Origin of the sequence: Lentzea sp. NPDC005914, assembly GCF_040629405.1 — a bacterium.
In the GTDB taxonomy this organism is placed as follows: Bacteria; Actinomycetota; Actinomycetes; order Mycobacteriales; family Pseudonocardiaceae; genus Lentzea.
The window spans coordinates 53,052-74,882 of the sequence record NZ_JBEXVQ010000011.1 but is presented as its reverse complement, the minus strand read 5'-3'; the positions used below and the strand labels follow the sequence as shown (position 1 = coordinate 74,882).

General features: G+C 70.0%; 26 protein-coding genes. 6 read left to right on the top strand and 20 right to left on the bottom strand.

Annotation, left to right across the window (positions count from 1 at the left end; all coding sequences use genetic code 11):
* Nucleotides 1-20: 20 nt before the first annotated feature.
* From ABZ345_RS17930 to ABZ345_RS17910, 5 genes are all read right to left on the bottom strand, one after another.
* Entirely contained in the window at nt 21-1,703 is a 1,683-nt protein-coding gene (locus ABZ345_RS17930; RefSeq protein ID WP_359849319.1) for a putative PEP-binding protein, read from the bottom strand.
* Nucleotides 1,700-2,398, bottom strand: a complete 699-nt coding sequence (dhaL, locus tag ABZ345_RS17925) for a dihydroxyacetone kinase subunit DhaL (protein ID WP_359849318.1) — start codon at nt 2,396-2,398, stop codon at nt 1,700-1,702. The genes ABZ345_RS17930 and dhaL overlap by 4 nt, the downstream gene beginning before the upstream one ends.
* Entirely contained in the window at nt 2,398-3,396 is a 999-nt protein-coding gene (dhaK, locus tag ABZ345_RS17920; RefSeq protein WP_359849315.1) for a dihydroxyacetone kinase subunit DhaK, read from the bottom strand. The genes dhaL and dhaK overlap by 1 nt, the downstream gene beginning before the upstream one ends.
* Nucleotides 3,393-4,154 (bottom strand): aquaporin, encoded by a 762-nt coding sequence (locus ABZ345_RS17915; protein ID WP_359849312.1) that lies wholly within the window; start codon nt 4,152-4,154, stop codon nt 3,393-3,395. The genes dhaK and ABZ345_RS17915 overlap by 4 nt, the downstream gene beginning before the upstream one ends.
* A gap of 133 nt (nt 4,155-4,287) precedes the next feature.
* Nucleotides 4,288-5,061 carry an IclR family transcriptional regulator gene (locus ABZ345_RS17910; protein ID WP_359849309.1) on the bottom strand — a complete coding sequence of 258 codons (774 nt, stop codon included), beginning with the start codon at nt 5,059-5,061 and terminating at the stop codon, nt 4,288-4,290.
* Nucleotides 5,062-5,115: 54 nt separating this feature from the next.
* On the opposite strand from ABZ345_RS17910, the gene dhaM reads away from it, so the two are divergent.
* Together dhaM and ABZ345_RS17900 are read left to right on the top strand one after the other, a co-directional pair.
* The gene (gene dhaM / locus ABZ345_RS17905; RefSeq protein WP_359849306.1) at nt 5,116-5,505 is read left to right on the top strand and encodes a dihydroxyacetone kinase phosphoryl donor subunit DhaM; all 390 of its coding nucleotides are present in this window, start codon (nt 5,116-5,118) and stop codon (nt 5,503-5,505) included.
* Nucleotides 5,489-5,779 carry an HPr family phosphocarrier protein gene (locus ABZ345_RS17900; RefSeq protein ID WP_359849303.1) on the top strand — a complete coding sequence of 97 codons (291 nt, stop codon included), beginning with the start codon at nt 5,489-5,491 and terminating at the stop codon, nt 5,777-5,779. The genes dhaM and ABZ345_RS17900 overlap by 17 nt, the downstream gene beginning before the upstream one ends.
* A 22-nt stretch (nt 5,780-5,801) precedes the next feature.
* Here the strand turns inward: ABZ345_RS17900 and ABZ345_RS17895 are convergent, their stop codons facing one another.
* Nucleotides 5,802-6,485: a hypothetical protein gene (locus tag ABZ345_RS17895; RefSeq protein WP_359849301.1), complete on the bottom strand. Its 684-nt coding sequence runs from the start codon at nt 6,483-6,485 to the stop codon at nt 5,802-5,804.
* A gap of 790 nt (nt 6,486-7,275) precedes the next feature.
* On the opposite strand from ABZ345_RS17895, the gene ABZ345_RS17890 reads away from it, so the two are divergent.
* The 3 genes from ABZ345_RS17890 to ABZ345_RS17880 all read left to right on the top strand — a co-directional run bounded on the left by ABZ345_RS17890 (nt 7,276) and on the right by ABZ345_RS17880 (nt 10,062).
* Nucleotides 7,276-7,587 carry a hypothetical protein gene (locus tag ABZ345_RS17890; RefSeq protein WP_359849298.1) on the top strand — a complete coding sequence of 104 codons (312 nt, stop codon included), beginning with the start codon at nt 7,276-7,278 and terminating at the stop codon, nt 7,585-7,587.
* A gap of 730 nt (nt 7,588-8,317) precedes the next feature.
* Nucleotides 8,318-9,190: a peptidoglycan-binding protein gene (locus tag ABZ345_RS17885; protein ID WP_359849295.1), complete on the top strand. Its 873-nt coding sequence runs from the start codon at nt 8,318-8,320 to the stop codon at nt 9,188-9,190.
* A 50-nt stretch (nt 9,191-9,240) separates the two neighbouring features.
* Entirely contained in the window at nt 9,241-10,062 is an 822-nt protein-coding gene (locus ABZ345_RS17880) for a CHAP domain-containing protein (protein WP_359849292.1), read from the top strand.
* A 107-nt stretch (nt 10,063-10,169) separates the two neighbouring features.
* Here ABZ345_RS17880 and ABZ345_RS17875 read toward each other — a convergent pair whose 3' ends face one another.
* Together ABZ345_RS17875 and ABZ345_RS17870 are read right to left on the bottom strand one after the other, a co-directional pair.
* Nucleotides 10,170-10,826 carry a response regulator transcription factor gene (locus ABZ345_RS17875; RefSeq protein ID WP_359849289.1) on the bottom strand — a complete coding sequence of 219 codons (657 nt, stop codon included), beginning with the start codon at nt 10,824-10,826 and terminating at the stop codon, nt 10,170-10,172.
* A complete protein-coding gene (locus tag ABZ345_RS17870; protein ID WP_359849287.1) occupies nt 10,823-11,962 on the bottom strand; it encodes a sensor histidine kinase in 1,140 nt (379 codons plus the stop codon). Before ABZ345_RS17870 ends, ABZ345_RS17875 begins: the two co-directional genes overlap by 4 nt.
* Before the next feature lie 162 nt (nt 11,963-12,124).
* Between ABZ345_RS17870 and ABZ345_RS17865 the strand changes: the two genes are divergently transcribed.
* The gene (locus ABZ345_RS17865) at nt 12,125-12,622 is read left to right on the top strand and encodes a DUF6326 family protein (protein ID WP_359849284.1); all 498 of its coding nucleotides are present in this window, start codon (nt 12,125-12,127) and stop codon (nt 12,620-12,622) included.
* 3 nt (nt 12,623-12,625) lie between these two features.
* Here the strand turns inward: ABZ345_RS17865 and ABZ345_RS17860 are convergent, their stop codons facing one another.
* The 12 genes from ABZ345_RS17860 to ABZ345_RS17805 form a co-directional block, all read right to left on the bottom strand.
* Nucleotides 12,626-12,970, bottom strand: a complete 345-nt coding sequence (locus tag ABZ345_RS17860) for an SH3 domain-containing protein (RefSeq protein WP_359849281.1) — start codon at nt 12,968-12,970, stop codon at nt 12,626-12,628.
* A 91-nt stretch (nt 12,971-13,061) separates the two neighbouring features.
* Nucleotides 13,062-13,418, bottom strand: coding sequence for an SH3 domain-containing protein (locus ABZ345_RS17855; protein ID WP_359849279.1), 357 nt, complete (start codon nt 13,416-13,418; stop codon nt 13,062-13,064).
* 395 nt (nt 13,419-13,813) lie between these two features.
* Nucleotides 13,814-15,466, bottom strand: coding sequence for an ATP-binding protein (locus tag ABZ345_RS17850; RefSeq protein ID WP_359849276.1), 1,653 nt, complete (start codon nt 15,464-15,466; stop codon nt 13,814-13,816).
* Nucleotides 15,463-16,155, bottom strand: coding sequence for a response regulator transcription factor (locus ABZ345_RS17845; protein ID WP_359849273.1), 693 nt, complete (start codon nt 16,153-16,155; stop codon nt 15,463-15,465). The genes ABZ345_RS17850 and ABZ345_RS17845 overlap by 4 nt, the downstream gene beginning before the upstream one ends.
* A 38-nt stretch (nt 16,156-16,193) precedes the next feature.
* Nucleotides 16,194-17,387, bottom strand: a complete 1,194-nt coding sequence (locus ABZ345_RS17840; protein ID WP_359849270.1) for an ABC transporter permease — start codon at nt 17,385-17,387, stop codon at nt 16,194-16,196.
* Nucleotides 17,384-18,067: an ABC transporter ATP-binding protein gene (locus ABZ345_RS17835; RefSeq protein WP_359849267.1), complete on the bottom strand. Its 684-nt coding sequence runs from the start codon at nt 18,065-18,067 to the stop codon at nt 17,384-17,386. The genes ABZ345_RS17840 and ABZ345_RS17835 overlap by 4 nt, the downstream gene beginning before the upstream one ends.
* Nucleotides 18,064-19,215, bottom strand: a complete 1,152-nt coding sequence (locus tag ABZ345_RS17830; protein ID WP_359849265.1) for a peptidoglycan-binding domain-containing protein — start codon at nt 19,213-19,215, stop codon at nt 18,064-18,066. The genes ABZ345_RS17835 and ABZ345_RS17830 overlap by 4 nt, the downstream gene beginning before the upstream one ends.
* 7 nt (nt 19,216-19,222) lie before the next feature.
* Nucleotides 19,223-19,783 (bottom strand): hypothetical protein, encoded by a 561-nt coding sequence (locus ABZ345_RS17825; RefSeq protein ID WP_359849262.1) that lies wholly within the window; start codon nt 19,781-19,783, stop codon nt 19,223-19,225.
* Nucleotides 19,784-19,918: 135 nt separating this feature from the next.
* Entirely contained in the window at nt 19,919-20,044 is a 126-nt protein-coding gene (locus ABZ345_RS17820) for a hypothetical protein (RefSeq protein WP_359849260.1), read from the bottom strand.
* 84 nt (nt 20,045-20,128) lie between these two features.
* The gene (locus ABZ345_RS17815; RefSeq protein WP_359849259.1) at nt 20,129-20,506 is read right to left on the bottom strand and encodes a nuclear transport factor 2 family protein; all 378 of its coding nucleotides are present in this window, start codon (nt 20,504-20,506) and stop codon (nt 20,129-20,131) included.
* A 34-nt stretch (nt 20,507-20,540) separates the two neighbouring features.
* On the bottom strand, nt 20,541-20,984 hold the full coding sequence (locus ABZ345_RS17810; protein ID WP_359849257.1) for a nuclear transport factor 2 family protein: 444 nt from the start codon (nt 20,982-20,984) through the stop codon (nt 20,541-20,543).
* Nucleotides 20,975-21,781 carry an MBL fold metallo-hydrolase gene (locus tag ABZ345_RS17805; RefSeq protein ID WP_359849255.1) on the bottom strand — a complete coding sequence of 269 codons (807 nt, stop codon included), beginning with the start codon at nt 21,779-21,781 and terminating at the stop codon, nt 20,975-20,977. The genes ABZ345_RS17810 and ABZ345_RS17805 overlap by 10 nt, the downstream gene beginning before the upstream one ends.
* Nucleotides 21,782-21,831 lie beyond the last annotated feature (50 nt).

Below are 21,831 nucleotides of genomic sequence, written 5' to 3'. Positions count from 1 at the left end.
AGACCCAGTTCTGTGTGTGGTCAGGGAAGTCGCGGGCTGCAGTGTTCGCGGACGGCATCCCAGACCTGTTCGGCAGTGGTGAGGGTGAGGGCATGGTGCGCGATGTTGGCGCACGTCGTGTGGTCGAGGCGACGGATGATGGCGCGCACCTGGTCGAGGTGGGCCGGCCCCGCCGACAACACGTCGCAGTCGAGACCGACCAGCAGCGGCACGACGAGCGGGTGCGCGGCGGCGTCGCCACAGACGGACACACGTTGATGGTGGCGGTGTGCTGCGGCAATGGTGTCGGCGATGGCGCGCAACACGGCCGGGTGTGCGGCGAGTTGCGGTGTCAGCGCGGGATCGCGCCGATCCAGGCCGAGGATCTGACCGGTGAGGTCGTTGCTGCCGATGGACAGGAAGTCGGCGCGGGCGGCGATGTCGTCGGCCGCGGCGACGGCTTCGGGGAGTTCGATCATCGCGCCCAGCGGTGGCGGCACGACGCCGAGATCGTGTGCGACGCGGTTGAGGATGTGGCGGCACGCGTCCAGCTCACCCGGAGTCGCCACCATCGGGATCATGACGCGGACGTCTCCGCCGTCCGCAGTCGCGAGGATGGCCCGGAACTGGCGCGCGAACGCGTCGGGATCGGCGAGCATGAGCGGCAGGCCCCTGCCCAATCGTCCGGTTCCGCCCCTGGACAGGAACGGCGGCAGCTTGTCGTCGGCGTAGTCGAGGGTCCGCACGGTGACCGGACGGCCGGCCAGCGCCCGCAGCACGGGCCGCAGAACGCTGCTGTGCTGCGCCTCGCTGGGCCACTCGACGGCGTCGAGGAACGGGAGTTCGGTGCGCAGCAGGCCGACGCCATCGGCGTTGGCGGTGATCGCGGCGCGCGCCTCGACGGTGGTGGCTATGTTGGCGCGCAAGGTGACCGTGTGACCGTCCCGTGTCTGCGCGGGCAGATGCCGTTCCTCGGCAAGGGCTTCCCGGCGTTGCCGGGCGGCGCGCATCGCCTCGCCCGCGGCGGTCTGCTCGGCGGGGGTCGGGTTGATGACGATCTTGCCGTACACGCCGTCGACGGCGACGGGTGCGCCGTCGGAGTGGTCGAGCACCCTCGGGTCGACGCCGACGAGCAACGGGATGCCCAGCGAGCGCGCCACGATCGCGGCGTGGGAGTTGAACCCGCCAGTGACGGAGACCGCCGCGGCCACCGTGCCGACCCGCTCGAGCAGGTCGGCCGCGCCGATCTCGCCGGCCATCAGCACCACCGGGCCCTCCGCGTCCAGGCCGTGATCATGACCGTGCAACCGGGCGATCACGCGTTTGCCGACCTGACGGACGTCGGCCGCGCGTTCGGCGAGCGTCGGATCGGGTAACGCCGCCAGCGCCTCGGCGTGATGATCCACCGCCCGCTGCACGGCCAGTGCGAGCGGCAGGCTGCTCTCGGCGTGCCGGACGGCCAGTGCCCGCAGATCGGTGTCCATCGCCAGATAGCTGATGACCTCGAGGATGTCGGCGTCCTCCGCGCGGTCGTCCGCACGCAGTCGCTCCGATGTGGACAGCAGGTCGGCGGCGACGCCCTGGAACGCCTCGGTGATCTGGGTGGCGGGATTGCCGATGCCGTTCCAGGGCAACGCGGTGGGAAGCGGTCGGTCGGTGCGGTGCAGCACGCCGACCGCGGTGCCGGGGCTGGCCGCGCGCCCGGTGAAACGCAGCTGGCTCACGTGGCGGCCACCACCCCGGCCAGCGCGGTGAAGATCAACGCGGTGGACGCCGCCCCCGGATCCTGGTGACCGATGCTGCGCGGACCGAGGTAGGACGCCCGTCCTTTGCGGGCCTGCAACGGGATGGTGGAGTGCGCACCGTCCTCGGCCGCCGTCGCGGCGTCCGCGGCCGCCGCACTCAGATCCGCGCCGTGGAAGACGGCCTCCTCGAGCGCCGTGACCGCCGGCGCCAGCGCGTCGAGCATGGTCTTGTCACCGAGAGTGGCGGCCCCGAGCTGGGTGACGGCGGCCGTGGCGGCGTGCAGGGCAGCGACGAGCTGCTCCGGCGACGCCGTCGGTCCGGTCAGCGCCTTGCCCGCGGCACGGAATGCCGTGCCGTACAACGGACCTGACGCACCGCCCACAGTGGACATGAGCGTGCTGCCGGTCTTGACCAGGACATCGCCGACCGTGACCGGCTCGAAGTCCTCGAGCGCGGCGACAACGGCGGTGAAGCCGCGGGACATGTTGGCGCCGTGGTCCGCGTCGCCGATCGCGGCGTCGAGCTGGGTGAGCTGGTCGCGATGCTCCTCGACAGCCGCCGCGACGGCCCGGATCCACGCACTGGCCGTAGCTGTGTCCACCGTGTCCACCGTGTCCTCCTCGACTCGGACGGCGATGCCGCCATCGTGCCCGGTGAGGTGATGGTGCGTCATCAACTGCCCCACCGCAGCCCCGCCGTCGCCACCGGCGCGGCCCAGAGGTCGAGCATCTCCTCATCGGCCCGGCAGACGGTGATCGACACACCCGCCATGTCCAGGCTGGTCACGTAGTTGCCGACCAGGCTCGCGCCGATGCGCACCTCCTGCGCGGCGAGCACCGCGGCGACCTCGGACGCCACCACGTAGAGTTCGATCAGCGGTGTGCCGCCGAGGCCGTTGATCATCACGATGGCCTTGTCGCCCGCGTTCAACGGCTGGTCGGCCAGGATCGCGTCCATCGCGAGGCCGACGAGTTCCTTGGCGGGCTGGAGCTTTCCGCGGCTGCGGCCGGGTTCGCCGTGGATGCCCACACCGATCTCGATCTCGTCCTCCGGCAGGTCGAACCCGGGGCGCCCGGCCGACGGCGTGGTGCAGGCGGTGAGCGCGATCGCGAACGACCGCGACGCCGCGTTGACCTTCTCCGCCATCTCGGCGACCTTGTCCAGGTCCGCACCCCGGTCGGCGAGCGCACCGGCGATCTTCTCCACGAACACCGTCGCACCGGTGCCACGCCTGCCCGCGGTCCAGGTGGAGTCCTGCACGGCCACGTCGTCGTCGACCAGCACGGTGCGCACGGTGAGGCCCTCGTCAGCCGCCAGTTCGGCGGCGAGCTGGAAGTTCATCACGTCGCCGGTGTAGTTCTTGACCACGAACAGCACACCCGCGCCACCGTCGACGGCCTTGGCCGCGGCCAGGATCTGGTCGGGCACCGGGGAGGTGAAGACCTCGCCGGGAACCGCGGCGTCGAGCATGCCGGGGCCGACGAACCCGCCGTGCAGCGGCTCGTGGCCGGAGCCGCCGCCGGACACCAGCGCGACCTTCCCCGTTCTGGGTGCGTCGGCGCGCACGATGATCCGGCTGTCGCTGTCCACCCGGAGCTCGGGGTGGAAGGCCGCGATGCCGGCCAGCGCGTCGGTCAGCACGGACTCGGGTGTGTTGATGAGCTTCTTCACGACAGGACTCCTTCGGCCTGGACGGGCGCCGGCACCGGCTGCTCGGCGACGCGCCGCGTGGTGGCGATGAGGTGGTAGACGGCCGCGGCGGCGAGCCCGCCCGCGATCTCGGCGGCCAGGTAGACGGGCAGCTGTTCCCAGTGGACGGTCCCGCCGAACAGCTGTCCGGTGAGCATCGGCCCGAACGTGCGAGCGGGGTTGATCGAGGCGCCGGTGGCCGGGGCGATCGGGATGATGATCGCGAACACCGCCAGTCCGATGGCCACACCCGCGAAACCCTGTGGCGCCCGCTTGTCGATCGCGCCGAACACCACCAGCACGAGCAGGAACGTGCCGATCGCTTCTGCGACGAACGCCTGGCCCGGACCGACTTCGGCGCTGTAGTTCGCGATGCCCAGTCCGACGTCGACCGCCTTGTGACCGAGCACGCCGACGATGGCGAAGGCGCCCAGCGTCGCGCCCGCGAGTTGTGCGGCGAGATAACCGGGTACCTGCCGCCACGGCATCCTCCCGCTCGCGGCCAGCGCGAGCGTGACGGCCGGGTTGATCTGGCAGCCCGAGACGTGGCCGATCGTGTGGACCATCGCGATGACGGCGAACGCGAAGGCCAGGGAGATCATGCCCAGCTGGGCCATGGTGAACGGGGCGTCACCGCCCACGATCAGCGTCGCGGGAACGGAGCCGACGCCGATGAAGACCAGCGTCGCGGTGCCGAGAACCTCGGCGATCAATGCCTGGGGGAATGTGTTTTCAGCCATGTGGGACGCCCGCGGCAATGCGGGCGCTCACCTCCTCAGCGGGGAACCAGAGTCCGATTTGCTGAACGGCGTTCGTTATTACTGAACGAGAGGAAGGTAAGCGTGGCCCAGGTCACTGTCAAGAGGCCTGATGTCAGGCGAGCGCGCGAGCGAGCGGAGCGCGGCCCGCTCCAAGCTCACGGGACAACTGGCGAGCCACTTCCCGCACCTTGACGGCCAGGTCCTGGTTCCGCCCGTCCTCCAGCAGCCTCTCGACCGGCCCGACCACCCCGATCGCGCCGGCCAGCCCCGACCTGTCGAACACCGGCCCGGCGATCCCCGCGTCACCGAGCGTGGACTCCTGGTCCTCCACCGCGTAGCCGGCGGATCGCACCCGCTCCAGCTGCTCGTTCAGCACAGCCGGATCGGAGAGGCTGCGGCCGGTGAGCGGCGGCAGCGGCCCGGCGAGCAACTCCGCCTGCCGCTCCTCGGGCAGGAACGCCACCATCGCCTTGCCCAGCGCACAGGTGTGCCACGGAACGCTCGCCCCCACTTCGAGGATCTGCACCGCCCCCTCCGGCCGGAACGCGTGGTGCACGACCAGCACGTGATCACCGGTCAGCACGGCGACCCAGACAGCCTCGTTGGCGCGGGCAGCCAGTAGATCAGCCCAGGTCAGCGACCTCATCCGCAGCTCATGGGTCTCCAGGAACGCGTTGCCGAGCGTGAGCACCCCGGGCCCCAGCACGTACCTGCCGGTCTGGCGGTCCTGCGTCACCAGCCCTTCGGCCTCCAGCGTGCGCAGCAGGGCGTGCACCGTGGGCTTGGCGACCCCCACTCGCTCAGCCAACTCGGCCAGACCCAGCTGAGGGCCACCCGCGCTCAGCAGTCGCAGGATCTGCACCGCCCGCTGCACCGACTGGACCACAACAACCTCGATTCAGTATTGCTGAACACCATTCAGCATGACAGCATCACGTTCATGCAACCTGTTGGGATCGTACTCGTCTCGCACAGCGCGGAGCTGGCATCCGGACTGCGCGCGTTGCTCGACCAGCTCGGCGTCCAGCCGGGCGCGGTGATCGCCGCCGGAGGCACCGCCGACGGCCGGATCGGCACCAGCTACGACGCGATCGCCGCGGCCGTGAAGGACGCAAACCAGGGCAGCGGCGTAATCGTCATACCCGACCTGGGCAGCTCGGTCATCACCGCCCGCGCCGTGCTGGAGGACCACCCCCAAACCGACGTGGTGCTGGTGGACGCCCCGTTCGTCGAGGGCGCCGTCGCCGCCGCCGTCACAGCCGCCGGCGGCGCCGATCTCGCCACCGTCACCACCGCCGCACAGGAGGCCCGCCATGCCACCAAGCTCTGACACGTCCCTGCACACCGGCGACACGGCCGAGATCGACGTGGTGCTGCCCGCGCACCTGCACGCACGCCCGGCAGGCAGACTGGCCAGAACGGCGGCGCAACTGGGCTGCGAAGTGGAGATCTCACACGAGGGCAGAACTGTCGACGCGACAGGGATCCTCGCCATCATGGGCCTCGGCGCCACCGCCGGCACCACTGTCACCGTCCGCGCTCACGGCGACGGCGCCCACGACGCCGTGGCCGAGATCTGCGAACTGCTGCGCACGATCGACTGACGCCGAGCGGCGGCTGGCACCCTCAACCGGCAGCTGACGCGATCCACCTGTCCGCGTCCTTGGCACAACGCTTGAGCGCCGATCGCTCGCCGAGGTAGGTGCCCGCCATGCCGACAACAGGAAGCTTGCCCAGCGCTCTGTTGTGAGCACCGCCCTTGGGCCGCTTCTCCAGCTCGTCGCGGATGGCCGTGAGCATCTTTCCCTGACTCCACAACAGGTTCGCGGCGACCTTGACCCCGAACTTCTCGCCCTTGGCCGTTTCCAGTTCCTGCCCGGCGGCGGCAGCGGGCACCAACCGCGCCGCCATCTCCTCGTCCACCTCGTCTTCCTCGCTGCCCGCTGCCACGACCGGATCGATGTCGCGGTGGAACAGCACCGCCCCCAGCAACCTCACCCTCGTGCCGACGTCGTCGATGCCGCGCTCAGACGCTATGGCGCACAACAGAAGCCCCTGTCCGGCCGTGCCGAGCATGTCCTGCAACGGCAACCGTTCACCGACCGCACCCGCGAGCCCGGTGAACGACGTCACCAAGGCGGTCAACCGCCCAACCCTGCCGACCCACCAGTCCAGCCGATCATCCGCGTCCATCCGCGCCCACGCGTCCGATCCCGGAAACCTCGTGTGGGACAGCTGGCCTTTCACCTTCCGCAGCAGGCCACCATCCCCGGTCCCGTCGACGTCGACCGGCTCCCCCACCTCCCGCATTCGCTGGACCATCGCCTCGCAACCGCGGACGAACACCCGGAGGACAGCGGAAACATGCGCGTCAGTGATCGCCTCAACCATGAATCGCAGACCCCTCACTCAAATGCTGCCGATGGCGGGCACGGCGAAGAAACCACCCTGCGGCGGCTCGCGGTTTCGTAATCAGTTCACGGCCTACGTCGCACGCTCACGTTTGTGCGTTACCGGATGCAGCGCACCCACAGCACTCGAAATATGACAAAAATTGGACATCGCCGCGAGACGTCGAACTGCCGCCGCTATCACCCAAACGCCGCCAGGTGGGGCGCTCAGGCCATCTGCCCGTTCGTGCAGTGAACCGTGCCCACGCCTCCCCACTCCCGACCTCGCCTCGATGACCGTGCCGGGTCGAGGCTTGTCACGAAGGCTCCGGGTCGTAGCCATCGCGGGGGTGACGGAGCAGGTGCGTGAAGACACGGTTCACCTTTGGCGGTGTCCCAGGCAACGCGATGACCCACGACCACGGTAGAACTCTCGATCGTCAACCGCATACGGGACAGGCAACCGACGCCAAGGCTGCGAAGCCCTCCACAACGGCCGCCGCGGCACTGCTGCGACTCCAACGCGCGGCCGGCAACAGTGCGGTGTCCAGGCTGGTCTCGGGGAACGCCCAAGTCGTGTTGCCGGCGCCGGCCGTGCCACCTGCCGCCACGGCTGCCCGGTCGTCGCCCCGCCGGCCGGGCAGCCGGGTTCACCGCCCGCCGGCCCGCCGTCGGCGATGCCATCTGTCACGTCGCACCCCGGTTCGGGCGTGGCGGAGTTCCTCTCACCCACCCCGTCGCCGGTCGACGCAGACGACGAAGCCGTGCAGTCCGGCCGCTGGCCGATCATCGGCCACGACGACGATCTGCGCGCCGAGTTCGATGAACCGGAGATCTTCCACCCGCCGCGAGAGGACCGCCCGAACCTCGGCCCGCACGGTGCGGCCGAGACAGCGGCCGGGAACCTGCGCCTGCTGACCGAGCAGGAGGCGAGTGAGGCTGGGCTGTCGGAGCCGGGGTTCACCCAGACGTATCTGTGGGAGCACCTCGAACAACGCCTCGACGCCGACATCGCGCACTAACGGCCCACCCCTCAACGCCATCACCGCCTGCAGGCGAGTCATCGGTTCGGCTTGCGGGTCTGACGGCGTGCACCGGTCCCAGCGCATGTTCAAGGCTTGACAGTGCGCCTCGCGCAGGCGATCCGTGAGTCGTGCGCGCTGCCGCGGCAAGGCCTGTGCGGAAACGGCATCGACGTCTGAGGCCAGGTCGCGTGCGACCAGCCCGTCGGTCCGGTGACGCCGGTCGGAACACCCCACGCGGGATCCATCTCACGCGCCGAACAGACGGCCGCTTTGCGAAGAATCTCCTTCTTCTTCTCCTTCTCCAGCTCCGCCAAGCGCTTGCGCATCGACGTGTCAGAGCTTTGTCAGCGCCATGTCCGAGCCTTGTCCAAAGGCACTGCGCTCGCGCTGTCCCCACTGCCAGAACAAAAAGGAACAACCATGTCCAAATAGCACTGTCGCGGCCCTCGCCGTGCCTGTCCTCGTGGGCGCCGCAGGAACCGCGCGGGCCTCCACCCTGTCCGCCTCAGGGACGCACTTGACCGACCTCCGCTGCTGACCTGGCGCTCCGCACAGCCGCCACGTCTCCACGGCTCATGCATCAGCGACGGTCACACCGACCAACGGTGTGGCTGATCCGCTGACCCCTGGCCGTGGAAATCGCACTTCCACAACAAGCCGCACGCACACGATTCCCGGCGCTGACCGAGGCCGTGGCCGGCTTTGACAGAACGGAAAGAAACACCGCATGAAGACGAAGATGAAGCCCCAGGGTGCCATTACGGCGCTGGCGACCTTCGCTGTCCTGGGCTGCCTGGCGTTGAGCGCGACCCAGGCTTCAGCCGCACCACAGGCCTCGGCCGAAACCGCCGCCGCGCTGCCCGTCGTCAACATGGAAGCCACCGTCCTGGCCGCCCAGATCGATCCCCGGCGCGCCGACGACACGCTGACCCCTGGTGCGAAGGACTCCGTGCTGGCCGTCGAGCGGGCACTCCAGGCACGCAACCTGCTGGACGCCCAGTGGGTCGACGGCTACTTCGGAACCACGACCATCAAGGCGTACGCGGCCTACCAGCGTTCGCTCGGATACACCGGACTGGCCGCGAACGGGCTGCCCGGCGCGAGCTCGCTGGCCTCGCTCGGGCAGAGCCGGTTCACCGTCTCCCGCGTGATCAAGCCGGGCTCGAAGGTCCAGCGTGACGGGTACGTCGTCAACACCCGCACCCAGGCGATGCTCACCGAGACCGAACGCCTGCTGAACCGTCACCTCAAGCTGGACCAGGGCTCCTACAACCCCGGCGGCGACCCGACCTCCGCCGGCACCCACGACGGCGGCGGCGTCGTGGACATCAACGTCGACGGCATGTCCGCCGACACCCGCACCGCCGTCGCCCGCGCACTGCGCCAGGTCGGCTTCGCCGCCTGGGTCCGCAGCCCGTCCCAGGGCCAGTGGCCGTGGCACATCCACGCAGTAGCGATCAATGACACCGACCAGGCCACCCAGGCCCAGAACCAGGTCGGTGACTACTACCTCGGCCTCAACGGCCTCGGCAACCGCCACCCCGACGACGGCCCCAAGGTCCCCATCAAGACCTGGGAGGACTACCAGCGCGCGCAGTGACCACAAGCCCAGCCCCCGATCACCACCACACTTCACGAAAAGGGAAACCCGTGAAAATCGCACGCACGATGCTCGCCGCCGCCGGGGCCGCACTGGCCCTGGTCGCGCCCCTCATGCTCGCCGCCGCCTCGCCCGCCTCCGCCGCGAGCCGCGACGGCGACTGCGACAGCGGAGAGTTCTGCCTCTACTACAACAGCAACCAGGCCGGCTCGATCTCCGACTTCACCGGCTCGATCGACGATTACGGCGCCACCCAGCCGTCCTGCTACGAGTTCAAGGGCGACGGCGCCGGCAAAGGCGTGTGTGTGAAGAACAACGCGGCCTCAGTGCGCAACCGCACCAGCCACACGGTGCGGGTCTACTTCAACAGCAACTACGGCGGCGCGAGCCAGGACTTCGCACCCGGCGCGTCCGGCAACCTCAACGCCACGCTGAAGAACAACAACGCCAGCCACAAGTTCCTCACCAGCGGCGGCGGCGGTTCAGAAAGCCCCACCAACGACTACGACGGCCGCCCCCGCGGCTTCGCCCAGGACAACTGCACCGCCTTCGCGGCCTACCGGATCGCCAGCAGGCTCGGCGTCCCCAGCTTCAGCAACTCCTACGGCGGCACCACCTGGGGCAACGCCGGCACCTGGGACGACGCCGCCCGCCGAGTCGGCGTCACAGTCAACAAGACCCCGAAGGTCGGCGCCATCGCCGTCAACGACGTCCACAGGGTCGGCCACGTCGCCTACGTCAACGCGGTCCACTCCGACGGCTCGTTCGACGTCGAGGAATACAACTGGAACAACCCGCTCGCCTACGGCACCCGCAAGAACGTCCACGTGAGCAACGCCCAGGCCGACTTCCAGTACATGCTCCACTTCTGACCGTCCAGTGATCACCTCGAGGTGCCGGTAGTCCCTACCGGCACCTCGAGTTCACCGGTGTCCTGCGGGCTACCGAACCCACGGGCCTTCGCTGCGACCTGCACCCGCTAATTGGCTCTCACGCGTCTGGTGTCGTACGCCCACATCGCGATCTCCACGCGGTTGCGGGCGCCGAGCTTGGTCATCAACGATGCGACGTGGTACTTGACCGTGCTCAGGCCGACGAAGAGTTCGGTGGCGATCTCGGCGTTGGTCCGGCCCCGTGCCACCAGCGCGAGCACCTCCGCCTCGCGCTCGGTGAGCGGGTCGATGGGCTGGACCGGTACCACCGGCGCCTGGTCGGCGAAGGTCGCCAGCAGCCGGCGGGTGACGTTGGGGGCGATCAGCGCGTCCCCGTTGGCCGCCGCGTGGATGGCCTGCACGAGGAGCGCCGGCCCGGCGTCTTTGAGCAGGAAGCCGCGGGCTCCGGCGCGCAGGGCGCCGAGGACGTACTCGTCGAGGTCGAAGGTGGTGATCACGACGACCGCCATCGGGTCCTTCACGTCCGGCCCGGCCAGGCGCCGCGTCACCTCCACGCCGTCGAGCCCGGGCATCCGGATGTCGACGAGGAGGACATCGGGACGCAGCCGGGTCGCCAGGTCGAGCGCCGCGAGCCCGTCTGCCGCCTCCCCCACGACCTCGATGTCGGGTTGCGCGCCGAGGATCATCACCAGCCCGGTCCGGACCAGGTCCTGGTCGTCGGCCACAACAACACGGATGTTCATCCCAACGCCTCCACCGGCAGCACGGCCTCGACCACCCAGCCACCCTCGGGCCCCGGCCCCGCGGAGAGCGATCCGCCGAGGAGCTGAGCGCGTTCGGCCATGCCCAGCAGCCCGAACCCGAGCTCCTGGGCCGGCCCCGGCTGGGTCCGTCCGTCGTCGCTGACACGCAGCCTGACGGCGTCGCCCTCCCGGCGTACGTCGATCCCGACGCGGGTCGCGCTCCGGGCGTGCCGCACGGCGTTGGTCAGCGACTCCTGCGCGAGCCGGTACAGCGCGGCGTCCACGGGTCGTGCCAGCCGAGTCAACGAACCGCGCAACGAGACCTCGACGGTGGGCGTCGCGCCGGCGCGCGCCAGAGCAGGCAGATCCGCCACACCCAGCTGCGGTGAGTAGGCGACGGCTTCCTCCTCCCGCAGCACTCGCACCATGGATCTCATCTCCGCCAGAGTCCGCGACGCCTCAGACTCGATCGCGGCCAAGACCTCGACAGCCTTCTCGGGCTGAATGCCGGCGACCACGCCACCGGCCTGCGCCTGCACCGCGATGGCCGACACGTGGTGGGCCACCGTGTCGTGCAACTCTCGCGCCAGCGCCACCCGCTCCTCATTGCGGATCTCACGCTGCTGGCGATGCCAGAGGTCCGCGCGGTAGCGGAACACCGCCGCGAGGGCGACGAACAACAGCAAGAGAACGCTCCCGCCGAAAACATCGGCCCAGCCCGCGGCGGAGGCGTACATCCCCAGCGCGACGACGCCTGTCACGAACGCCGTCCCCACGACCATCTCCCGTCCCGAACCCCACCGCACCAGGGAGTAGAGCAGGACCAGGACGGCCATCGTGGAGTAGAGGCCGATGTCCCCGGCGTGCGCAGTCAACTGGAGGACCGAGAGCAGCCCGGCGACGCCCCACCCGACCACGGCGGCCACCAGGGGGCGGGCCCGCCGCCAGAGCAGAGCCGGCACCAGCGCCAGGGCGAGCACCGTCACCAGGGGTTGCCAGGCCAAGCCCGGCCGAGCGATGCCCTCGACCAAGGCGGCGGCCGCGAACACACCCACCAGCAGCCAGTCGAGCCGGCCGATGGGCGGGGCATCAGCAGGCCGCGGCTCACGCCAGATGGAGCGCCAGACAGTGACCACGGCTCCAGCCTAGGGATCGGCGTGCCTCGGCGTACCAGCCGAAAGAACAGGACAGAGACCGTGCCATCGGCCAGGCGAACCCCAGCCTCCGGGCCGGGGCGCCCGCCGCCGGGCTCAGCGATCGTGAACCCACCGATCTTCACCACGACAACGGAGCCCACGATGAGAACACGTCACCCCGCCACACTGGAAGACCAGCGGATCCCGGTGAGAGCCAAGCTCGCCGCAACGTGGACAAGCTTCATGTTCCTGTACGCCTACGTGGACATTCTCAACTTCTTCACGCCCGGCGTCATCCAAGACATCCTCAACGGCAAGGTCTTCAAGTTCGACCTCTCCCAGACCTTTTCGACCACGGCGCTGACCCTCGTGGCCATCCCGATCCTCATGGTCGTGCTGTCGATGACGCTGCCCGCCCAGGCGAACCGCATCACCAACCTCACCATCGCCTCGCTCTACGTCCCCGTCACGGCGTTCAACGCGGCGGGCGAGTCCTGGCTGTACTTCTACGGCCTTGCCATCGCACTGGAACTGATCCTTCTCGCCCTCATCGTGCGGTATGCCTGGACCTGGCCCCGCACCGCACCGTCGGCGACCGCGGCGACTGGCCCGGCGCCGGCGCTCGCTTCGAGAACGGCAAACGGGACGGACAGCAACTAACAGTCAGCAGGGCACCTCGGCCTCGGGATTGCCCTGGCCGTCCCTGACCCACCCCTGCACGCCGGTGCCGAGGTCCGAGATGTGCGACCAGCGGCCGCCCGCGCCCAGGACGAAGCAGTCCAGGCGCACCACGTGACCTGGCCCGATGACACCGACCGCCGTGCAGCCCGTCGAAGGGCCGGACCTGATGGTGACCGCCGACTGAAACCGCACGGTTCTCCCGTCGCCGACGTGCCACGGGGAGCCACCGCAGACGGCGGCGCCCGCGGTGGCTCCGGTGGCGGTTGCCAGGCTGAGGACCAAGGCCGCACAGGCACCTAACATGATCGACTTCGCTGTTGCACGCATGGTTGAACTCCCTGGGACACGACGCACGCCGCCGCGATCACCGGGACCCGGTGATCGCGGCGGTGTTCAGGACATCACTCGAGAACGCCGATCAGCAGTGGACGTTGGCTCCGTTGCCGACCAGCAGGGAGTCCTTGACCCAACCCCCTCGACTGGTGGTGAAGTCGAACAGGTGCGACCACGTACCGCCGTCGCCGGACTTCCAGCAGTCCAACTGCACGGTGTGGCTGGCCTGGCCCTGGCCGATGGCGGTGCAGCCGGTACCGGGGCCGGTTCTGATGTTGATGCCGTTGCCCGCGAAGTACTGGCCGATGCGGCCGTCCTGGATGCTCCACCCGTTGTCCGGACACGACGCCGCGTTCGCCTGCGGCGCCGCGACCAGAACGCTCATCCCGAAGGCGAGCGCCACCCCGGCGCCGAGTGCCCCCGCTTTCTTCACTAATTCCATCGCTTCCTCCCCTGAGCATGGGGCAGCCACTGCTCGCAGAACTGCGGAGACCACCCCTTTTTTGGCAGCGCAATCCACGCCGCCAATTTATGGAGAAACAGTCACGCGCCAACGCGGGCGCGTCGTCGACGCGGCAGCAGAATAATCACGCTCACCCGCGCAGAATCCCGCGCAGAATTCCACGCAAAGAAGACTTCCTACCCAGAAAGCCCTGGTCAGCGCACGTCAACCGCGTCTCGCCCGTCGGGGAATTCCCAGAATGGAGGAATCCGGTTCGCGAGTCCGCCCCCCTGCCTGCTCTCCCCCAGCGGACAGACCACAAATCTACTCATCGACTATATCGAGTGTCAATGAGGACGATGTTCTCGCCAACCAATCACACAATAGGACGAAGATCAATTCTGTGCCGTGTCGCATAAATTGATTGCAGATTTGGCGACCAGTACGACGGTGAAGACGGTGCCCGTCCCGACGACGCTGCGCACCTCGATCGTCCCCCGGTGGTCGGTGACGATCTGCCGGACGATCGCCAGCCCGAGCCCGCTGCCACCGGTGGACCGGCCGCGCGACGCGTCGGCGCGCCAGAACCGGTCGAACAGGTGCGGCAGGTCCTCCGGCGGGATTCCACTCCCGGTGTCGGAAACCTCGACCAGCACCGAATCGCCGCTGGTACGCGCGGCGAGGCGCACGGTGCCACCCGCCGGGGTGGCTCGCACGGCGTTGACGACCAGGTTCGCGAACACCTGCCGCAGCCGGTCGGAGTCACCGTGCACCACTGACGGCCCGTCCACGTCGACCACCAGGTCGACCTGCGAGCGGTCGGCGAACGCGCGGTGCGCGGTGCGGCACGTCTCGAGCAGCTCGGCCAGGTCCACGTCGGTCCGGTGGTAGGTCAGCTTGCCTGCTTCGGCCAGCGCCAAGTCCTGCAGGTCCTGAACGATCCGCTGCTGGAGCAGGACTTCCTCGTGCAGCGAGTCGAGCAGTTCCGGGGTCGGTGCCACGACCCCGTCCCGCAGCGCCTCCAGGTAGCCGCGCAGGTTCGCCAGCGGGGTGCGCAGTTCGTGGGCGACGTCACCGACCAGCCTGCGCTGGCGTTCCTCGCCGGCCTGCAGCGAGTCGGCCATCCGGTTGAACGACCGGCCCAGTTCTGCGATCTCGTCCCGCCCCGACACCGGGACCCGCTGGCTGAGATCGCCCGCGCCGAGCTTGCGCGAAGCGCCGGTCAGCGCGCTCACCGGCCGGAGCACCCCTCGGCTGAGCAGCAGCGCACCGAGTATCGCCACGACGGCCACGGTCAGCGCGAGCGCCGCGATCGGCGCGACCGCGAGCGCTGGCGTGGACTGGTCGACCGCTCCCAGGTAGACCTGCACCCGTTGCGGGGCGAACCTCTCCGCCCGCTGGGCGAACACCCGCTGCAGGCAGGGCGCCAACTGCTCCAGCGGGTCCACGGGGCACGCGACCACCGCCGCGCTGTCCGCGGCGACGTCGACGTCCGGGGGCGGTGTCTGCGCGCATCCCGACGGCGGGGTGTCCGCAGCTGGCGTGAACAGCGGGATGCCCTCGTCGTCGGTGCGCACCACCACCTGCACCCCCGCCTTGGCGAGGCATCGGCTGTACTCCACGGCCATGCGGTACCGGTAGAGCGCGAAAGTGGTGAGCCTGGGCAGGATCGCCGCGTCCTGCGCCTGCGGCAGCCGGAACGACACCCCCGGGTCGACCAGGATCGGCGCGCCGACCACCTGCCTGGCCTCCCGTCCGTCGAGCACGTCCGAGTCGGCCAGCAGCGTTCCCGAGTCGTCGACGACCCGGATGCGCTGACCGGTCCGGCCGGCCAGCGCGCTCACCACGGCGCCGATCCCGTCCCAGCCGCCTCGGGTCAGGCCGTGCTCACGAACGTTCGTGGTGATCTGCGCGGCCTGCTCGCGGCTGGCCGCCACGGACTCGCTGATCTGGGTGTTGGCCTGGTCGAGCGTCAGCCACGCGGTCACCGCGGTGCTGGCCAGCACGATCAGCATGATCATCACCAGTGCGCGGAGCCGGAAGCTCATGCCGACGGCTCCACGAGCCGGTAGCCGCGGCCGTACACGGTCTCCAGGTAGCGCGGCCGGTTCGGTTCCGCTTCGAGCTTGCGGCGCAGGTTCATCACGTGCGCGTCGACCGTGCGCTCCAGCACGTCGTGATCGAAGCCGAACGCCTGATCGATGATCTGCGTCCTGGTGAACACCCGTCCCGGTTCCGCCGCGAGCACTTCGAGGATGCCGAACTCCTTGGCGGTCAACGTGATCGGCGTGCCCGCGACCCGGACCTCGAACCGCGCGGTGTCCACCTCGACGTCGCCGATCCTGAGCACCACCGGCTCGGCTGCCGGGAGCGCCGTGGAACGGCGCAGCAGCGCTCGGGCCCGTGCCACGAGTTCCTTGGGGCTGTACGGCTTGGTCAGGTAGTCGTCCGCGCCGAGGTCGAGCCCCCGCAGCATGTCCTCCTCGGTGCTGCGGGCGGTGAGCAGCAGGATCGGGACCTGCGACTCCGCTCGCAGCACCCGGCACACCTCCAGCCCGTCGACCACCGGCATCATCACGTCGAGCACGACCAGGTCGGGCCGGGCCCGCCTGGCGTAGCCCAGGGCCGAGCGGCCGTCGCCGACCACGTGCACCGCGTAGCCCTCGCGCTCCAGGTAGATCCCTATGAGCTGGGCCTGCTTGTGGTCGTCCTCGGCGACCAGGACGCGGATGGCCAACGTGACTCCCCGTGACTTCAGTGGAACCCCTGGCAATGCTAGGGCGCGGCGAGCGCCTCGGTGGGTGAAAGCCCGCTGGCCCGCACCGCCGGGTAGACCCCCGCGACCGCGCCGATGAGCAGTGTCGCGCCGATTCCGGCGGCGGTGATCCAGACCGGCACGACCGTCGGCCAGCCCTGCGTGGCCGCGTACACGGCGGTGATCACCGTGCCGAGGACCGTGCCGCCCGCGCCCCCGATCGCCGAGAGCAGCAGCGACTCGGTGAGGAACTGGCCGCGGATCTGTCGCCGGGTGGCGCCCAGCGACCGGCGCAAACCGATCTCCGGGCGTCGTTCCAGCACCGAGATCACCATCGTGTTGCCCACCCCCACGCCACCGACGAGCAGCGCCACCCCGCCCAGGCCCAGCAGCAGGCCGGTCAGCGTGGAGTTCGCCGTGTCGCGCGCGGTGAGCGCGTCGGAGGGGCGGGAGATCTGGACCTCGCCGGGGTTCTGCGGCTTCGCGGTCGCGGCCAGCACGGCCCGCACCGCGACCACCTGGCTCTCCACCGCCCGCAGGTAGATGGTGGACGGATGACCGCCGAACCCGAGGTAGGTGCGGGCGGTCTGCCAGCCGACCAGCGCGGCGTTGTCGATCTCCGGCGCCAGCGGTGCCGGGTCGAGGACGCCCAGCAGCGAGAACCACTTCCCGCCCAGCCACAGCCGCATGCCGGGCGTGCGCACGTCGAGCCGTTGTGCCGCGGCCGATCCGAGCACCACGGCGGGATAGGTCTCGGTGGCGGCGTTGAACCAAACTCCACTGTGGACTGTCGCGCCGACGGTCGGCAGCAGTCCGGATCCGGCCGCGAGCACGGCGATGCTGCCGGTCCGCCCGACGGGTACCTGGTCGTTGCGGTACACGCTCGCCCGTACCTGCCCGGTCGCGGCGACCGACCGCACGGGCGCGATGCGCGAGATCATCGCGGTGGCCTCCTCCGGCAGGGTCGTCTTCTCCCCCTGCAGGTTCTGGCCGGGCGAGACCCTCAGGAGGTTCGTGCCGAGCTGGTCGAGCCTGCGGTTGATCTCGGCCTTGCTGGACACCGAGATACCGACCACGGCGATCATCGCCGCCACCCCGATCGCGATGCCCAGCGCGGAGAGGAACACCCGCAGCGGCCGGGTGCGCAGACCGACACCGCCGAGCCGCACCAGGTCCGTCGGCCGCAACCGCGCGGGCTGCAACTCGCCGCTCATCGGCACGTCCCCCCGGTGTCCGCCACGATCCGCCCGTCGCGCATCTCGATTCGCCTGGCCATCGCCGCCGCGACGTCGCGGTCGTGGGTGATGACCACGACGGTGGTGCCCGCCGCGGACAACTCGCACAGCTGCGCCAGCACGGCCTGGCCGGAGGTGGTGTCGAGGTTGCCGGTCGGTTCGTCGGCGAGCAGCAGCGCGGGCTCGCCGACCACCGCCCGCGCGATGGCCACCCGCTGGCGCTCGCCGCCGGACAGGGCGTGCGGCAGGTGGCGCAGCCGGTGGGAGAGTCCCACCTGCTCCAGCGCGACTTCCGCTCGTTCCCTGCGGACGCGGATCGCGGCGCCGGTGTAGAGCAGGCCGTCCGCCACGTTGTCGATGACCGGTACGCCGCCGGCGAGGTGGAACTGCTGGAACACGAACCCGACCCGCTGCGCGCGCAACGCCGACACTTCGCGGTCCGACAGCGAGGCCACGTCGTGCCCGTCGACCACGACCCGGCCCTCTGACGGGAGGTCCAGCGTTCCCATCAGGTGCAGCATCGTGGACTTGCCCGAGCCGGACGGCCCGACGATGCCCACCAGTTCGCCGCGATCGATGGCCAGGTCCGCGTGCCGCACCGCGACCACCCCGCCGGGATAGGTCTTCGACACGCCGTCGAGCTCGACCACCGGCGTCATCCCGGCAGCCTCACGTGCAGGCCCTGCTCGACACCGGTCCCGCTGACCTCGACGCGACCGTCCGCGAACAGCCCGGTCTTGACCGGCACGATCCGGGTGGCGGCACCGTCGAGGACCTCCAGCCCGTAGCCACCCTCAGCCAGCGCGAGCAACGCCGCGACCGGCACGGAGAGCACGTCCTCACGCTTCTCGACGACGTGCCGGACGGCGACCGGCGAGCGGTCGAGCGTCCCGAGTGCGCTCTGGTCCTGGATGTCGACGACCACCTGGACCGAAGGCGGCGGGGCGTCACCGCTCGCCGGCTGCGCGGCGTCGGGTGCCTGCACCTGGCCGGTGCTCGTCACGGTGCCCGCGACGGCCTTGCCGTCGGGCAGGGTGACGTCCACCGGAGTGCCCGCGGCCGCCCAGCCCGCCTCCGAGGCAGGCACCTTCACCCGGACGGACCGGGTGGTGCCGGTGTAGCTCAGCAGGTCGCCTGTCGCCGGGGCGCCCAGGCGCCCCAGCACCTTGGCCACCCGCAGCGGACCGGCCGCGTAGAACACGTCACCCGCGCCCACCGCGCCGCTCTGAGGTTCGCCGAGGTCTTTCTGCCACCGCTTGACCGCTGTCGTGGTCTGCGCGGTGAACGTGCGATCGACCGTGAAACCGCCATAGCCCAGCTTCGACAGGTTGGACTCGAACTGCTCGACGTCCCGGCCGGTGAACGGCTGCACCGGGGAAGCAGGGGCGGGAGGAGGGGTGCCGCCCTCGGCCTTCGGCGCTGCGGGAGGTGCGGGAGGCGCGGTGGCCTCCGCCAAGTCGCGGTACGCGGGCAGGTCACCGAACAGCAGCACCACGGGGCGGTCGTCCACCCGCAACAGCGGTTCGCCGCGCCCCACGACGGTGCCCTCCGCCGGCAGCCAGGTGACGGTGCCGGTCGCCTTGAGAGCGATGGGCGTCTCGGTGCCGTGGTTCAACTCCCCGCTGACGGTCGTGGCGTTCGTCAGCGTGCCCTTGGTGATCTCGACTGCGGCGCCGGTCGACTGGGCCGGGTTCTCGGCGGCGTCCGGGCCGTTCCCACCCAGCCCCAGCGCCCCGACGACGGCCACGACGACGATGAGCACGCCGCCGCACACCACCAGGGTGCGGCGGCTCGCGATGCCGCGCACGGCCCGCTCACCCACGGGTCGTGGGAGGCGTTTTCGGGTCACCGATGATCGACGCGCAGTTCATGGTGGCCTGCTGCGCGCCCGGCGACGACTGGTCCCACCGGTGATCCCTGGGCGAGTACCCGTCCGGGCCGGGGTCCGGGAAATCCGGAGCGCCATTGCCCTGCATGCACTTGGCGTACTCCTGCTGGGTCTTGACCTGCTCGGGCGTCAGCTCGGGCTTGCGCTTCTCCAGCACGCTCTCAGGCACCGCGGGTTGCAACGAGGAGCACTGCTGCTGCGCGTCCTGGAACTTCGGGTCGGCCTTCTGCGCGACCGGGTCGCCGGGGAACGTCACGACACCGGTCGAGTCCGGATCAGAGGCGTCGATACCCTTGTCCCGCAAGCACTTCACCCACACGCGCATACCGTCCAGGTACGCCGCGACGTCGTCCCCCGACGCCTTCTCGGTCGCCTTGGCAGAGGTCGTGCTTCCCTGGTCGACCGCGGTCGCGACCTTCGGCTCCGATGTACCGCACCCGGCCACGGCCACGGCCACACCGGCCAACAACGCCAAGCGGATCGTCATACCCATGATCGAATTCCCCGTTCCCTCCAGCCGTTCGGCCAGGCGGAAACGAAAGTAGCGACGGGTCATGAAGATCTGATGAAAGTCCGCCCGATGCGCCGTACGGCTCGATCTTGCCCACCTGAACGAGGTTCCTCACGAGCTGAGGTCAGCGACACCAACGTCGTGCTCGGCTAACTGGTCGCCGCGGACGCGCATGATGTCGGTCGAGTTGACCGTGACCTTCCGGCGATCGATGATTTGTTCGCCGGTGCTGGTCATGCCGCACTCCGATCAGGCGGTGGGGACGTGCGCCTTCCGGTCAGCCGCGGCTCGGGCCGACCGGACCGCTTGGTCTGCTCGGGTTCAGAACATCGTGTTGGTGTTGGCGCTCGATTCGGGGACTTCCTGGACGACGTCCCAGTGTTCGACGATCTTGCCGTCGGCGACGCGCCAGATGTCGGCCACCGCCATGCCGCGGTCGCCGGGCTTCAGGTGCAGGTTGCTGTGGGTGAACACCAGGTCGTCCTCGGCGAGGGCGCGCTTGATGTCCAGGTGCAGTTCGGGGAACTGGCCGCGCAGCCAGTGCACGTAGCCGACGAAGCCCTCGGCGCCGTCGGAGGCACCGGGGTTGTGCTGGGTGTAGGTGGCGCCCAGGTGGCCGGCGGCCTGCTCGGGCTGGCCGTCGTTGAAGGCCTGCTGGTAGAACGCGACGACGAGTTCCTTGTTCGCGGCGGCGGACATGGGATTGGATTCCTCTTCTCGCAAGCGGGGTGTCTCAGGCGTGCGGGGTGGCCGCGTCGCGGACGAGGGCGGTGTCGACGAACTGCTCGAAGCGCACGATCAGGCCGCCGCGGACGACGAAGTGATGGGCGACGCGTGCGGCCAGGTCCTTGCCGGTGGCCTTGTTGCGCGCGGTGTAGCGGGCGAGGACCACGACGTTCTCGCCATCGACGACGTAGGTGTCGTCGTGGGCGATCCAGTCGTCCCAGTCCTTGCCGAGCTGCTTCATGACGTTCGTGGTGACCCCGTCCGGCGTGCGGTAGGTGCCGGCCAGCGGGAAGCCGGCCATCTCGGTCCACTCGACGTCGGGAGCGAGGACGGCGCGCAGCGCCTCGAGGTCTCCGGCGGCGGAGGCGAGGTACTGGCGCCGGACCACGTCGGCGGGCGCGGGGCTGTCGGCGAAGTCCGCGGCGGTCAGCGCGTTCCGGCTCAGCCCCATGTCATCTCACCCTTCACGACCTTCGGGCCGAGCTGAGCGGCGATCTGCATCCCGGCCTCCGGGTATGCCTTGAGCAGCTCCTCGGTAGCCGACGCGCCGTCTGCGGCGGCCGCCACGATGCGCCGGAACGCGGCGATGTATTCCCGCGTGTACACGAGCGCGCTCGCGTCCGCCGCCGCGCTGGGCAGCCGATGTCCGGGCACGACGAGAGCCGGTTCCAGAGCCTGCATCTCGGCCAGCAGCGCGTCCCACGCGTCCAGTTGCTCGTCGCGCGGGGTGTCGGCGATCCAGACGTGCTCGTCGGCGAAGACCAGCACGCCGCCGAGGATCACGTTGCGCTCCGCCTGATAGAGGTAGGTGCGGTCCGGCAGGGCCACCGGAGCGCCGCGCAGCTCGAAGGTGTGCCCCTCGAACTCGAGGTCGCCGGTCAGCGGCTCGGTCTCGATCAACCTGGTCGGCAGGTTGCCGGCGAGGCCCGCCCAGGCCTTGAGCTTTCCCTCGTACTTCTTGGCCATGGCCTCGGCCACCGCGGGGGTGGCCAGGAACCGGGCCTCGGGGAACGCGTCAGCAAGCACCTCGGCGCCGAAGTAGAAGTCCGGGTCCGAGTGGCTGATCACCACGGTCGTGAGCGCCTTGCCGGAGTCCAGCACGGCGGCGGCCAGCCGGTGCCCGTCGGCGCGGGTGAACCCGGCGTCGACCAGCAGCGCCTCGCTCTCCCCGGTGACGAGCGTCGCGGTCTTGTTCCTGCTGCCGACGGGGAAGTCACCGTCGATGATCGTGTACTGCAGATCGGTCACGCTGCACAGCCTCCTCATGGGCGGGGTCCGGGTCGCCACCTGCCCCTAAA